Origin of the sequence: Methylobacterium sp. J-077, assembly GCF_022829365.1 — a bacterium.
GTDB lineage: Bacteria > Pseudomonadota > Alphaproteobacteria > Rhizobiales > Beijerinckiaceae > Methylobacterium.
The window spans coordinates 21,473-35,037 of record NZ_JAKSYJ010000215.1 but is presented as its reverse complement, the minus strand read 5'-3'; the positions used below and the strand labels follow the sequence as shown (position 1 = coordinate 35,037).

At 72.5% G+C, this 13,565-nt stretch carries 13 protein-coding genes; 8 read left to right on the top strand and 5 right to left on the bottom strand.

What is annotated here, in order from left to right; all coding sequences use genetic code 11:
* The first annotated feature begins 14 nt into the window (after nt 1–14).
* The 3 genes from MKL11_RS26120 to MKL11_RS26110 all read left to right on the top strand — a co-directional run bounded on the left by MKL11_RS26120 (nt 15) and on the right by MKL11_RS26110 (nt 3,573).
* A complete protein-coding gene (locus MKL11_RS26120) occupies nt 15–968 on the top strand; it encodes an ornithine cyclodeaminase family protein (RefSeq protein WP_243948596.1) in 954 nt (317 codons plus the stop codon).
* An 84-nt stretch (nt 969–1,052) separates the two neighbouring features.
* The gene (gene cobF / locus MKL11_RS26115; RefSeq protein WP_243948594.1) at nt 1,053–1,820 is read left to right on the top strand and encodes a precorrin-6A synthase (deacetylating); all 768 of its coding nucleotides are present in this window, start codon (nt 1,053–1,055) and stop codon (nt 1,818–1,820) included.
* 79 nt (nt 1,821–1,899) lie between these two features.
* Nucleotides 1,900–3,573, top strand: a complete 1,674-nt coding sequence (locus tag MKL11_RS26110; RefSeq protein WP_243948592.1) for a DEAD/DEAH box helicase — start codon at nt 1,900–1,902, stop codon at nt 3,571–3,573.
* A 557-nt stretch (nt 3,574–4,130) separates the two neighbouring features.
* Here MKL11_RS26110 and MKL11_RS26105 read toward each other — a convergent pair.
* The 3 genes from MKL11_RS26105 to MKL11_RS26095 form a co-directional block, all read right to left on the bottom strand.
* Nucleotides 4,131–5,267, bottom strand: coding sequence for a hypothetical protein (locus tag MKL11_RS26105; protein WP_243948585.1), 1,137 nt, complete (start codon nt 5,265–5,267; stop codon nt 4,131–4,133).
* Between the two features lie 156 nt (nt 5,268–5,423).
* On the bottom strand, nt 5,424–6,452 hold the full coding sequence (locus tag MKL11_RS26100; RefSeq protein ID WP_243948583.1) for a patatin-like phospholipase family protein: 1,029 nt from the start codon (nt 6,450–6,452) through the stop codon (nt 5,424–5,426).
* 141 nt (nt 6,453–6,593) lie between these two features.
* Nucleotides 6,594–7,790, bottom strand: coding sequence for a sensor histidine kinase (locus MKL11_RS26095; RefSeq protein WP_243948693.1), 1,197 nt, complete (start codon nt 7,788–7,790; stop codon nt 6,594–6,596).
* 249 nt (nt 7,791–8,039) lie between these two features.
* Here MKL11_RS26095 and MKL11_RS26090 point away from each other — a divergent pair, with 249 nt between their 5' ends.
* A complete protein-coding gene (locus MKL11_RS26090; protein ID WP_243948581.1) occupies nt 8,040–8,303 on the top strand; it encodes a hypothetical protein in 264 nt (87 codons plus the stop codon).
* Nucleotides 8,304–8,308: 5 nt separating this feature from the next.
* Here MKL11_RS26090 and MKL11_RS26085 read toward each other — a convergent pair whose 3' ends face one another.
* Nucleotides 8,309–8,623: a type II toxin-antitoxin system RelE/ParE family toxin gene (locus MKL11_RS26085; protein WP_243948579.1), complete on the bottom strand. Its 315-nt coding sequence runs from the start codon at nt 8,621–8,623 to the stop codon at nt 8,309–8,311.
* Nucleotides 8,620–8,871: a type II toxin-antitoxin system ParD family antitoxin gene (locus tag MKL11_RS26080; protein ID WP_243948578.1), complete on the bottom strand. Its 252-nt coding sequence runs from the start codon at nt 8,869–8,871 to the stop codon at nt 8,620–8,622. Before MKL11_RS26080 ends, MKL11_RS26085 begins: the two co-directional genes overlap by 4 nt.
* A gap of 155 nt (nt 8,872–9,026) precedes the next feature.
* Between MKL11_RS26080 and MKL11_RS26075 the strand changes: the two genes are divergently transcribed.
* The 4 genes from MKL11_RS26075 to MKL11_RS26060 all read left to right on the top strand — a co-directional run bounded on the left by MKL11_RS26075 (nt 9,027) and on the right by MKL11_RS26060 (nt 13,177).
* Nucleotides 9,027–9,248: a DUF2945 domain-containing protein gene (locus tag MKL11_RS26075; protein ID WP_243948577.1), complete on the top strand. Its 222-nt coding sequence runs from the start codon at nt 9,027–9,029 to the stop codon at nt 9,246–9,248.
* 121 nt (nt 9,249–9,369) lie between these two features.
* The gene (locus MKL11_RS26070) at nt 9,370–9,870 is read left to right on the top strand and encodes a (2Fe-2S)-binding protein (protein ID WP_147856504.1); all 501 of its coding nucleotides are present in this window, start codon (nt 9,370–9,372) and stop codon (nt 9,868–9,870) included.
* Nucleotides 9,867–10,907 carry an FAD binding domain-containing protein gene (locus tag MKL11_RS26065; RefSeq protein ID WP_243948575.1) on the top strand — a complete coding sequence of 347 codons (1,041 nt, stop codon included), beginning with the start codon at nt 9,867–9,869 and terminating at the stop codon, nt 10,905–10,907. Before MKL11_RS26070 ends, MKL11_RS26065 begins: the two co-directional genes overlap by 4 nt.
* A gap of 11 nt (nt 10,908–10,918) precedes the next feature.
* Nucleotides 10,919–13,177, top strand: coding sequence for a xanthine dehydrogenase family protein molybdopterin-binding subunit (locus tag MKL11_RS26060; protein WP_243948573.1), 2,259 nt, complete (start codon nt 10,919–10,921; stop codon nt 13,175–13,177).
* The last annotated feature ends 388 nt before the right edge of the window (nt 13,178–13,565 follow it).

Sequence of the window (13,565 nt, the reverse complement as noted above, 5' to 3'; positions counted from 1 at the left end):
GAGATCGTCACGTCATGCGCTTCATCTCGGAAGAGGACTCCGCCGCCCTGGTCGACCACGCCCTGGCGTTCGACGCGGCCCGGGAGGCGCTGATCGCCGCGGTCGCGCCCGGGACCACCCTGTTCCCGGCTGTGCTGGGGCACGGCTCTGAGCCGAACAACCGGTTCTCGATCAAGTCGGGATCGACGGCCGATTATGCCGGCCTGAAGGTCGGCTCGTTCTGGCCGGGCAATCCCGACCGGGGCCTGCCGCGGCACAATTCGGTGATCCTGCTGTTCGACCAGGCTGTCGGCCGGGTCGACACGGTGATCGAGGCGGGCCGCGTCAACGCCTACCGCACCGCCGCCGCCGACGCGGTGGCGGCCAGCGTGCTCGCCCGGCCGGATTCGGCGGTGCTGGCGGTATTCGGGGCCGGCAACCAGGCGGCGTTCGAATGCGCGGCCCTAGCCCGGGTCCTGCCGATCCGGACCGTGCTGGTGGTCGCTCGGGATCGAGACAAGGTCGCGGGGTTCGCCGAGCGCCTGCGGGGGCAGGGGGCCGCGGTCGAGGTGCGGGCGGTCGACCCGCAGGAAGCCTGCCGGGCCGCCGACGTGATCGTCACGGCGACGCCCGCGCGGGCGCCCTTGTTCGAGGCCGAATGGGTCCGGCCCGGCACCCATGTCGCCGCCATGGGCGCCGACGCCAAGGGCAAGCAGGAGCTGCCGCCGGCCCTGCTGGAGCGCGCGGCCCTCTATTGCGACCTGCCCGAGCAGGCGCGCACCATCGGCGAGTTCCAGCACGCCTCCGAGCGGGCCCGGGCGGGCCTGCGGGCGATCGGCGCGGTGCTCCAGAGCGGGGAGGGCGGGCGGATCGACCCGGAGGCGGTCACGGTGTTCGATTCCTCCGGCATCGCCCTGCAGGACCTGACCATCGCCCGGGCGATCCTGGCAAAATGGGTTTCCAAAGGGCATGAGCCCTTTGGCGGGTAATCAGGGCGGAGCCCTGATGAAGACGAGCAGGGGGCCGCCCTGCACCCGCAAAAGGTCGGGGACCTTTTGAAACCAGGATTGCGCATGCAGGACAGGCAGATCCGGGTCATCGGCATCGGCACGGGCGATCCCGAGCACCTGACCCTCCAGGCGGTGCGGGCGCTGGCCGAGGTCGACGCGGTGTTCGTGCTCGACAAGCGCGCCGAGACCGCCGACCTCGTGGAGATCCGCAAGCGGATCTGCGCCGCCCATATCCGGAAGCCGCATCGGGTCGTCACCGTCGAGGACCCGCCCCGGGAGCGCCGCCCGGCCGATTACGGCGCCACCGTCGAGGCCTGGCACGCGGCCCGGGCCGCGCGGCTGGAGGCGGCCTTCGCGACGGAGCTCGAGGCCGGCCAGGTCGGGGCGATCCTGGTCTGGGGCGACCCGGCCCTCTACGACAGCACCCTGCGGATCCTCGACCGGATTTCTGCGCGCGGGCGTCTCGCCCTGAGCTGCGCCGTGATCCCCGGCCTCTCCAGCGTGCAGGTCCTGGCCGCCCGCCACGGCGTGCCGCTCAACGCCATCGGCGGCCCGGTGCTGATCACCACCGGCCGCCGCCTCGCCGCGGGCTGGCCCGCAGGAGCCGATAACGGGGCCGACAGCGTCGTTGTGATGCTCGACGGCGATCCGAGCTTCGCCGATCTCGACCCGGATCTGACGATCTACTGGGGCGCCTATCTCGGCAGCCCGGGCGAGATCCTGGTTTCCGGCCGCCTCGGCACCGTCGGCGCCGAGATCCGAAGGGTCCGGGCCGAGGCCCGGGCACGGCACGGCTGGATCATGGACATCTATCTGCTCCGGCGGCTCTGAGCCCGGGAGGGACCGAGCGCCCCCCGCCGTGACCCCGCCGCCACGGACAGGGCGGCCCGACCCGGCTAGACCCGCCGCCATGCTGCGCTTGCGGGACTACCAGCGCGCCAGCCTCGACGCGCTCGCGGCCGCCTGGGGGCGGGGAGGGGGCGACGCGGCGGCGCCCGGCCATCTGGTCGTGCTGCCCACGGGGGCCGGCAAGGCCCTGGTCATCGCCGCCTTGGCCCGGGAGGCGGTCACACAAAACCCCCTCGCCCGGGTGGCGATCGTCACCCACAGCCGCGAGCTCGTCGCCCAGAACTTTTCGGAATTGACCCGCTACTGGCCGGAGGCGCCGGCCGGCATCTTCTCCGCCGGGCTCGGGCGGCGGGAGGCCGGGGCGCAGGTCCTGGTCTGCGGCATCCAGTCCGTGGCCGACCGGCTCGACGCGATCGGCCCGCGCGATCTCGTGATCGTCGACGAGGCGCACCTGATCCCCCGCGCCGCCCAGACCCGCTATGGCCGGTTCCTGGCGGGCCTGCAGGCGCTGACCCCCGGGATGCGGGTGGCGGGCTTCACCGCGACCCCCTACCGGCTCGATTCCGGCCGGCTCGACGCAGGCGCCGGCCGCCTGTTTTCCGGGATCGCCTACGAGGCCGAGACCGGCGACCTGATCCGGCGCGGTTTTCTGGCGCCCCTCGTGTCCAAGGCGACCCTGACCCAGCTCGACGTCTCCGGGGTCGGCCGGCGCGGGGGCGACTACATCCCGGGCGAGCTGGAGGCGGCGGTCAACCGCGACTGGATCACCAGGGCCGCCGTGGCGGAACTCACGGAATACGGCTGCGGCCGCCGGGCCTGGCTCGCCTTCTGCGCCGGCCTCGCCCATGCCGAGGCTGTCCGCGACGCGGTGCGGGCCGAGGGCTATTCCTGCGAGACGGTCTCGGGCGAGACGCCCCGCCGGGAGCGCGACCGGATCGTGTCGGCGTTCCGGGCCGGAACAATCCGCTGCCTGACCTCGGTGGGCGTGCTCGGCACCGGCTTCAACGCCCCGGAGGTCGACCTCGTGGCGCTGCTGCGCCCGACCCGCAGCACCGGCCTCTACGTGCAGCAAGTCGGCCGGGCGCTGCGCTGCGCGCCGGCCAAGGCCGACGCGCTGATCCTCGACTATGCCGGCCTGGTGCGGATGCACGGGCCGGTGGACGCCGTGACGGCGCAGAGTGCCGCGCAGGTTCTCGGCGGGGCAGGGGGGCTGCGCGCCAAGCCCTGCCCCGGCTGCGGCGCCCTGATCGCCCTGAACGCCTCCACGTGCGAGGCCTGCTGGACCGAGCCGGAGGCCGAGGCCGACCCGGACGCCCTGCACGACGCCGCGGCCGAGGACGAACTGCCGATCCTCTCGGCCGAGATCGTGGCGACCAGCCCTGCCCCGGACGCGCCCTGGCATCCGGTGACGGATCTGAGCCTGGAGGCGGCCCCGGACGGTCTCGATCTCGTGCTCGGCTGGCGGGACGGCGCGGCCGCGGCCGCCTGGCGGGTGCGGCTGCGGCCCGAGCGCAGCGGCTACGAGCGGGAGAAGGCGGTGCTGTGGTGGCGCGGGCTCGGCGGCGGGCGCGACGCGCCGATGGATGCCGCCGGCTTCCTGGACCAGGCCGAGGCCCTGGCCCGGCCGGCGGCGATCCGGATCCGGCCGGGCCGGCTGTCGGACCGGATCGAGTGCCGCGCCCAGGACGGCCGGATCTTCGCCGACCAGAGCCGGCTCGCCGGGCGCGCCGCGTGAGCCCGCGGGGAGGGCGCTTTGGCCGGGGTTGCTCGAACCGCCCTCACCCGGTTCCGCGGCACTGCCGCTTGCCGGGGGGAGCCGTGCCGCTGCGCCGTCACGCAGCGTCGCCAAGGACCGAGCCGGCGTTCCGCGCCCGAACCGAACCGCAGATCCGGTTCTGTCCGCCAACTGGGCATTTGGCATACCAGCCCCCTCGCCCGGTCGGATCGAGGGCCTTGGTTCCATAATATATCTTATGCGAACTTTGGATCGGGTGTGGCCGGGGTGGTCGATGGCTGGTCCGAGATGTTTTCTGAAGGCTCTGGCGCAGGATCTGGGCAGCAGCGTCCAGAACCACCCCATCATGCCGGGGCCGCGCAGTGGCGCCCGGGATCCAGAACCGCCGACAGGTCGATGTCGTGTGCGCCGTCGGCGGCCGCGATCGCCGCTTCCGGCGGTCTCGTCAGGACCGGGCTTGCCCGCAGGATTCTGGAGTGGCGGCCGATCGAGCGCCGGTGCGACGCCCCGGACTCCGTTCCGGCACGCCGACACGGCCGCGACCAGGACCGTGGGCGTTACGGCAACCGGGACCGCAGCCAGCCGAACAGGCGGCGCCCCGGGAAGCGGGCAGGCGGCATCCGGATGGTGGGCGCGGCCCCCTCCTCCGGGATCGGCCCCTCGTGAAAGCGCGCGCCGAACGACCAGAACGCATCCCGCTGAGTGCCGATCATGCCGAGACCCACGGGCTCGCGGTCGACGCCCGGGCGCATCCGCCCGCCGGCCCAGACCCGCTGCCAGCAGCCGCGGCGGGACAGGTCGGCGTCGCGCCAGCCCAGGCGGTCATGGCCGGTCACCGCAAAGACGCGTTCGCCGCCGAACGTCTCCGGGATCCACACCCAGGTCGAGAACACGTAAGCCCTGTCGGTGCCGAGGCCGGCCGGGTCGACCGCCCGCGTATAGGCGTTGAGCGCCTTGTCCGGGTGCCGGCCGGCATGCCGGCGCAGGCCGCCCGGCAGGGTCAGGGCGTCCGCGAAGGCCCCCGCGCCCAGGTCGGTCGGCGCCTGGCCGTGCGCCAGCGCGTAGGCGCTGTCGACCAAGTGGAGCCAGGGCTCGAGATCGATCTCCCAGGCCTGCTCGGTGGGAGCGAACCGGCGCACCCGCCCGGCGATCACCCGCTCGGCGACCCGCATGGCCGGCTCCGGGCGCCAATCCGGCCCGGCCTCGGTGACGCGCAGCAGCGTCGAGGGGCCGTGCGCCCAGACCGCCTCGGCCAGGCGGTCGAACGCGGAATCCGGGTCGTCGCGGCCGACCTTGCGGACCAGGATCTTCGACCCGTCTGCGAGGTCGTCGAGCATCTTGCGCTTCAGGTGGGCGAGGCGGCCGTATTCGCGCGCGACCAGCACCTCCGGGTCGATCGAGCCGGCGGGGTGCCCGGTGTTCGACCAGATGTTGTAGGCCACGCTGTGGCAGTAATAGGTGCCGCCGGCGCTGACAGCGATGCGCAGGTCCCCCGGCGCGCCGAAATCCGCGAAGCCGCAGCGCAGGCCGCGGATCAGGTCCGCCATCGGCGTGTACGAGAACCGCAGCAGCCCGGACGGCTCGACGCCGCCGTAACGCTGCACGAAGCCGAACTCGCAATTGTCGCCCAGGCTCCGAAACCCGTGGAGCCGCTCCGAAAGAATCGCGGCCGCCGCGTTCCTGATTTCGGTCACTGTCGTCCGCTCTCGATCCCGCCAAGCCCTTCGGCGGCAGATCGCGAACTCGGTGCGGGTTTGTCCAGCCCCGCCCGCGCATGGCGGACGGGGCGCCCCGGCCCGGGAGGAGGGGTGTTTCCCGCCCTCCGGTGCAGTGAAGCCCCCTCCCCGGCTTCAGGAGGCGATCGCCGCCTCGAGGGTCTGCAGGCTCGAATCGGACCCGATCGCATGGCCTGATTCCGCCAGCCAGCGCTCGGCGGTGGCGCGGCCGAGGTCGCGCAGGGCGCCGATCGTCGACCAGCGGGTGTCGAGCTTGCTGATCTCGCCGCCGGCCAGCGCGCAGGGCGCCTGGAGCAGGTGGATGTTGATGTCGGCGACCGCCCGCATCCGGGCATCCTGGGTCTGCGTCTCCCGGGCGTAGCGCTGCAATTCGGTCAGCGCCTTCAAGTCGCGCATCAGGCAGGCGTTGAAGCTGATGTCGCTGACCCGCCCGGCGATCTCGGAGGGCAGCAGGCCGATCGCGTCGGTGACGAACGGCGTCAGCTGCAGGACGATCAGGTCGGTGGCGCCGTGGCCGTTGAACACCAGCGGCTCCAGGGCCGGGTTGGCGGCGTAGCCCCCGTCCCAGTAGCGTCGGCCGTCGATCTCCACCGGGGCGAACAGCTCCGGCAGGCACGAGGACGCCATCAGCGCCTTCAGCGTCACCTCGGGCCCGGTGAACAGCCGGGCCGCGCCGGTCAGGATGTCGGTGGCCGAGACGTAGAGCGGCACCCGCTCCTGCCGGGCGACGGTCTCGAGGTCGATGCTGGCGCGCACCACCGCCTGGAACAGGTGCATGTCGCGCAACGTCGGCAGGAACGGCGCGATATAGGCCGAGGCCTCGCGGAACAGGGCCAGGGACCGGGCGACGAACGGGTCCAGGAAGGGGTCGAACGCGGCGCCGAACCCCTCGAAGCCGCGCAGGGGCGAGCGCTCGGCGGTCGCCCGCCACAGCCGCTCCAGGGCGTCCCGGCCGCCGTCATCGCCGCCGGTGGCCAGCCCCGCCACCAGGGCGGCGCCATTCAGCGCGCCGGCGCTGGCGCCGCTGACCGCGACGATCTCGATATGCTCCTCCAGAAGCCGGTCGATCACCCCCCAGCCATAGGCACCGTAGGAGCCGCCCCCCTGGAGCCCGAGGGCCACGCGCGGTTTCATCTCTGCCATCGTGTCTGCCGATCCTGCGCGCGCGGGCGTCATCCCGAAAGGTGGGTGTCGGCTATCGGAACGATGCGCATTGAAGACCCGGCGCCGGCGGCAACGCGCCGGCCCGCCGATCGCTGCACCCTTTGGGATTTGTTCGCGCGCTTACGTCTCCAGCGGCACCTCCAGCCGGAAGCAGGTCCCCTGCCCCGTTCGCGGCACCGTGATCGTGCCGCCGAGCTGCCGGCTGAGGCTGCCGACCACCCGCATGCCGAGGCTCTTCGAGGCGCGCCCGATCTCGAAATCCGCCGGCAGCCCGACGCCATCGTCGGCGACTGCGCCCACCAGGGTGTCGAGGTCGCGCTCGGCCCGGACCCGGATCGCGCCGCCCTCCGGATGGGTCTCGGGCGGGTAGGCGTATTTCAGCGCGTTGGTGACGAGCTCGTTGACCAGGAGCCCGATCGGGATCGCCCGGTCCGCCGAGATCCGCTGCGGTGTCGCCGTGCAGGTCAGGCGCAGGCCCGGCGCGCCGCTGTCGAGATTGGCCACCAGCTTCTCCAGGAAGGGCGCGAGGTCGAGCTCGCCGGGCACGCCCTCCCCGTCCCCTGCGCCGTCCCCGGTCTTGTCGCCTTGCCGCCAGAGCTGGTCGTGGACGCCGGCGATCGCCTCGACGCGGCTGCGCGCATCCGACAGGGCCGCCTGCACGGCGGGCTCGGCCTCGGCGGCCCGGGCCTGGAGGGCGAGGAGGCTCGCCACGATGGCGAGGCTGTTCTTGACCCGGTGGCTCATCTCGCGGGCCAGCAGGTCCTGCCGGGCCAGCGCGGCGCGCAGCAGGCTCTCGGTGCGCTGGCGCTCGATCGCGCCGCCGAGCAGGTTGGCGAAGCCCTGCATGAAGGCGATGTCCGCCGCCTCGAACATGCCCTCGCGGGTGTCGTCCACCTCCAGCACCCCGAAGGCGCCGTCCCGGTTCTCGATCAGCACGTTGATCGCCCGGCGGATGCCGTGCTCGGCCATGAGCTGGGGCGTGCGGAACCGGGTCTCCTCGGCCAAATGGTTCGAGATCACCGGCCGTCCGGTCTTGAGGGCGAAGCCCGCCGGGGAGGCGAGGTCGGCCCCGACCCGGGCCTGCCCGATCACGTCCGGCCCCCAGCCGACGCCGGCGCGCACCAGCAGCATGTCCTCGCCGCGGCGGTATTCCAGCGCCTTGCAGAACTCGGCGCCCATCCCCTGGGCGCACAGCTCCGCGGCCCGCTGCAGCAGGTGGTCGACATCGGTGCCGCGCAGGGCCTCGACGCCGAACTCGGACAGGATCACCTGCTGGCGCAGGCGATAGCCGAGATCGGGCGGCGCCAGACCCGGCACGACAGGATCCTCGGGGGCGTCCGGGCTGGGTTCCACGGCGGTCTGGTCGATCTGTACGGTCATGGGCGGCGGCAGAGTAGCAGGAAGGCGGTTCCGGGGCGACGCGGGCCCTCAGGCTCGGCCGTATCCTCCGATGCACCCGTCGTCGCACCGGATCGTCGCACCGGATCGTCGCACCCTTGCTCGCCCCCGGACCCTGCGGCGCCGGGCTGCGTTCCGTCAGTCCGACCCGTCCCGATGGATACCGACATGGCCGACGATGTGAACGGACTCTCCGACAGGGCGCTCTCGATCTTCGCCTTCGCGGCCTATCATCGCCTCGTCAGCGGCGAGCGGGTCACCTCGGTGATCCGCAAGGACGGCGCCGGTCACGAGGCCGATCCGCAGGGCGTGAAGGAGCTCGAGGAGCGCGGTCTCGTCACCGCCGGCGAGACCGATATCGACCTCGGCGACACTGCCCAGGCGACCGTAGAAGCGATGGTGGCGGCGTTGCGCGGGGAAGTCGGGCGCTGAGGGGCTTACGGCTCCTCCGGCGCGGCGAAGCGGTCCGCGAGATCGCGGCGGCTGTGCAGGACGTTGATCACTTCGAGCACGTCGTCGCGGGCTCGGAAGTAGATCACGTAGTTTCGGTGCGGGAAGCTGCGGATATCGGGTCTCAGATCCGGTCTGGGACGGCCCAGCGTTCCCGGCAATGCCGCGAGCTTCTGGCATTGCGCACGCAGGCTCGCCACGACCCTGCGACCGGTCGCGCGGCTGCCGCTGGCTTCCGTGACACGAACAAGGATGTCGACGAGGTCCGCCTGCGCAGCGGCCAGGAAGACGACGCGTCTCATTCCCCGAAGCCGCGTGCCTCCAACGCGCGATCCGCGGCGTCCAGAGCCGCATCGATCTCGGCCTCGCTGACTTGACCGCCGGCTGCGATGGAGGCGTCGAGCGTCTCGCGCAGGGCTTGAAGCTGGGCTTCACGCTCCGCGACCAAGCGCAGCCCCTCCCGGACCACATCGTTCGCCGAGCCGTAGCGGCCCTCGCGGATGACGCGCTCGATGAAGCCTTGCCAGCGATCCTCGACGCGGACGTCCATGGCGCCACCCTCCTCAGGATGGCCGGCAGGATACCAGAGATCGCGCCGTTCGGGGTACCCCGCGCGCCCGGACCTGCGGCATTCCGGCCGTGGAAGCCCGGGAACGCCCCCGCCCCCGGCGGCCTTCTCCCGAACCGAGACGATGGAGCGCGCGGATGAGCAAGGCGGACGTGAAGGCCGGGGACGACGTGACCTACAAGTGGGGCAAGGGCAAAGTCGAAGGCGAGGTCACCAAGGTCCACACCAAGGACGTCGAGAAGACCATCAAGGGCAACACGGTCAAGCGCGCGGCCTCGAAGGACGAGCCCGCCGTGGAGATCAAGACCGAGAAGGGCAAGAGCGTGCTCAAGTCCGTCTCCGAGGTGACGGTCAAGTAAGCCGATCCGCGCAGGCCGCCCAGCGGGTGAGGTAGCGCACATGATCCCCGCCCCGGGCCTCGCCGGGGGCGGGGCGGCGGCTATCTGTAACGGTTCCAGCCTTTGCCAGCCGGGATCCAGCATGAATATTCCCCTCAGGCTCACCCTGAACGGGCAGGCCCGCGAGATCGCCCTCGACGATCCGCGCGTCACCCTCCTCGACCTCCTGCGCGAACGGCTCGGCCTGACCGGCGCCAAGAAGGGCTGCGACCGCGGCCAGTGCGGCGCCTGCACGGTGCTGGTGGACGGACGGCGGATCAATGCGTGCCTGACGCTCGCCGTGAGCCTCGACGGCGCCGAGATCCTGACCATCGAGGGGCTGGCCGAGGGCGACCGGCTGCACCCGGTCCAGGCCGCCTTCATCGCCCATGACGGCTTCCAGTGCGGCTTCTGCACCCCCGGCCAGATCATGAGCGCGGTGGGCCTGATCCGCGAGGGCCAGGCCGGCACCGATCCCGAGCGCATCCGCGAGGGCATGAGCGGCAACCTCTGCCGCTGCGGCGCCTATGCCGGCATCCTCGACGCGGTGCAGGAGGCGTCGCGGCCCACCGGACAGGTCGAGCATCGGGAGGACGCGGCGTGAGGCAGTTCGACTACATCCGCCCGGCGAGCCTGCCGGAGGCCGTCGCGGCCGGGCAGCTTCCCGACACCGCCTATCTCGCCGCCGGCACCAACCTGGTCGACCTGATGAAGGGCGGCGTCACCGCCCCGGCCCGGATCGTCGACATCACCCGGCTGCCGGGTCTTTCCAGCATCGAGCAACTGCCGGACGGCGGCACCCGGATCGGCGCGCTCGTGCGCAACAGCGACCTCGCGCACGACCCGGCCTTCGAAAAAACCTACCCGATGGTGGCCGAGGCCCTGCTGGCCGGCGCGTCGGCGCAGCTGCGCAACGCCGCGACCGTGGGCGGCAACCTGATGCAGCGGACCCGCTGCCCGTTCTTCACCGACGCGGTCTCGCCCTGCAACAAGCGCGAACCCGGCTCCGGCTGCGCGGCGCTCGGGCACGCCACCCGGATCCACGCCGTCCAGGGCTGGAGCGAGCACTGCATCGCCACCAACCCGTCCGATTTCTGCGTGCCGCTCGCCGCCCTCGACGCCGTGGTCGAGATCGCCGGGCCGGACGGCGCGCGCGAAGTGCCGCTGACCGCGTTCCACACCCTGCCCGGCGACCACCCGGAGCGCGAGACGGCGCTCCGCCCGGCCGAGCTGATCACCGCCCTGCGGCTGCCCCCCGAGGCGGCGTCGTTCCGGGGCAACGCCCGCTACCTCAAGGTCCGCGACCGCACCTCCTACGCCTTCGCGGTGGTCTCGGCGGCGGCCGCCGTTACGTTCGACGGCGAAAAAATCGGCCGGGCCCGGCTCGCCTTCGGCGGGCTGGCGCTCAAGCCCTGGCGGGTGGAGGCGGCCGAGGCCGCGCTCGCCGGCCAGGCACCCTCCCCCGAGGCCTATGCCCGGGCCGCCGCCCTGGCGCTCGACGGTGCCAAGCCCAGCGGCGAGGCCAACGCCTTCAAGATCGAACTCGCCCGCCGCGTCGCGGTCCGGGCGCTGACGCTGGCCGCCGCCGGGACCCCGGCCCGGATCCCGGCGCTTCCCGCCTCCCCGTTCGGCATCGTCTGAGGACAGACCGCATGACCGCGACCGCCACCCCCCTGAATCCCGCCGCCGGCACGCGCCACGGCTCCAGCATTGGCCAGCCGCTGACCCGGCGGGACGGCCCGCTCAAGGTGACCGGCCAGGCCCGGTTCTCCGCCGACAACCTGCCCCCCGGCACGCTCCACGCGGCGCTCTGCGTCGCCCGGATCGCCAAGGGCCGGGTCACCGGCCTGAACCGGTCCGCCGCCGAGGCCCATCCGGGCGTCGTCGCGGTGATGACCCCGGAGAACGCCCCGAAACTCGCCCAGGACCCGGACGCCAAGGCCGGGCCGTTCATCTTCCGCCTCGACCTGCTGCAGAACGACCGGGTCCGCTACGCCAACCAGCCGATCGCCGTGGTGATCGCCGAGACGCTGGAGGCCGCCACCGAGGGCGCGCGGCTGCTGGCGCCGACCTACGCGGCCGAGACGCCCCGGATCGGCCTCGATGCGGGCGACGTGTTCACGCCGGATGCCGTCGGCGTCGGTGCGCCCCCGGCCGAGAGCGACGGCGATGTCGAGGCGGGCCTGGCGGCTGCGTCCAGCACCATCGCGGCCACCTACGAGACGCCGGCCCAGTACCACAACGCCATGGAGCCCCACGCGGCCCTGGCCCAGTGGGACGGCGATCGGCTGACCCTCCACATGCCGACCCAGGGCCTGGCGATCTCGCAGGGTAGGCTCGCCGGGCTGTTCGGGATCAAGCCCGACGACATCCACATCGAGAGCCCCTATCTCGGCGGCGGCTTCGGCTCGAAGGGCGTGCCCTCGGGCCCGCAGGTGCTGGCCTGCATGGCGGCGCGGATGGTCGGGCGGCCGGTCAAGCTCGTGCCGACCCGGTCGCAGATGTACGGCCCGATGGGCCATCGCGGCCCGACCCGGCAGACGCTGCGGCTGGGCACCGATGCGGCCGGCAAGCTGACGGCTTTGGACCACCACATCCTCACCGCCTCGTCGAGCTTCGACGACTTCTTCGAGCCGGCCGGCCGGGCGACCAGCACTCTCTACGCCAGCCCGGCCATCGCCATCCGGCACGAGGCGGTGCGGCTCGATACCGGCACGCCGCTGTTCATGCGCGCCCCCGGCGAGGCCACCGGCAGCGTCGCCCTGGAGAGCGCGCTGGACGAGATGGCGCACGAACTCGGCATGGACCCGCTGGAGTTCCGGCTGGCCAACTACGCCGAGGTTGAGCCGATCACGGGAAAACCGTTCTCGTCCAAGGCCCTGCGCGCGTGTTACCAGCGCGGCGCCGAGGCGTTCGGCTGGGCTGGGCGTCCGCTGCAGCCCCGCCAGACCCGGGACAAGGACGGGTTTCTGGTCGGCATCGGCATGGGCACCGCCACCTTCCCGGCCCTGATCTTCGAAGGGATGGCCCGGGCCGAGATTCGCGCCGACGGCACCGGCACGGTGGAGCTCGGGGCGATCGACATGGGCCAGGGCGCCTGGACGGCGCTCGCTCAGATCGCCGCCGACGGGCTCGGGATCGGTATGGAGGCGCTGACCTTCCGGATGGGGTCTTCCGATCTGCCGAATGCCGGCATCGCGGGCGGCTCGGGCCACACCGCCACGGCCGGCAACGCGATCCACGCGGCAGCCCAGGACGTGATCGCCCAGCTGGCCAAGCTCGCCACCGACGATCCCGCCTCCCCGCTCTACGGCGCCGGCAATGCCGGCGTCACCGCCGCGGACGGCCGCCTGACCCGGCGCGACGACCCGAGCCGGAGCGAGGCGTTCGCCGACATCCTCAAGCGGGCCGGACGGGCGAGCATCGAGGGCCAGGGCAAGGCCGGAGCCGACCCGGCGGCCCAGAAATCCTACGCGATGCACGCCCACGGGGCGGTCTTCGCCGAGGTGAAGGTCGATCCCGATCTCGGCCAGATCCGCGTCAGCCGGCTGGTGGGCGCCTTCGCGGCCGGCCGGGTGATCAACCCCCGGCTGGTCCAGAGCCAGTATTACGGCGGCATGATCTGGGGCCTGTCCTTCGCCCTGCACGAGCGGGCCGAGATGGACCCGCGCACCGGCCGCTTCCTCAACGACAACTTGGCCGAGTACCATCTGCCGGTGAACGCCGACATCCCGGCCCTGGAGGCGATCCTGGTCCACGAGGACGATTCCGTGGTGAACACGCTGGGCGTGAAGGGCGTCGGCGAGATTGGCATCACCGGCACGGTCGGCGCCATCGCCAACGCGGTCTGGCACGCCACCGGCGTGCGGGTGCGCGAGATGCCGATCACCCTGGACAAGCTTCTGGGCTGATCCCGGCGGGCCGGACGGATTTTTTCTGTCTCCCCGCGTCCGACGGATTGAACGGCCAAGACCCTGCCCGATCGGGCAGGGTTTTTTATTGTTTGCCGGGCCGCTTGCCCCGGCTGAGTGACGGCACAGGCTCGCGGTTTGGAAAGAAGGTCGCCCCAGAGAGGCTGCGCCCTCCCCCCTTTGCGGGCTACTGGATTCACCCATCGGGCTGGGCGACACGCGGGCAGGTGAGGCGCAGGTCCCCTCTCCCGCACGGGAGAGGTCTGCTCTCGCAGAGAGCCGGGTGAGGGATGCGACCTCTCCGGATAGACCCGGCCCCTCACCCCAACCCTCTCCCGCACGGGAGAGGGGGCGCGTCGAGCCTCGCTCTACGCGTTGCGTGAACATC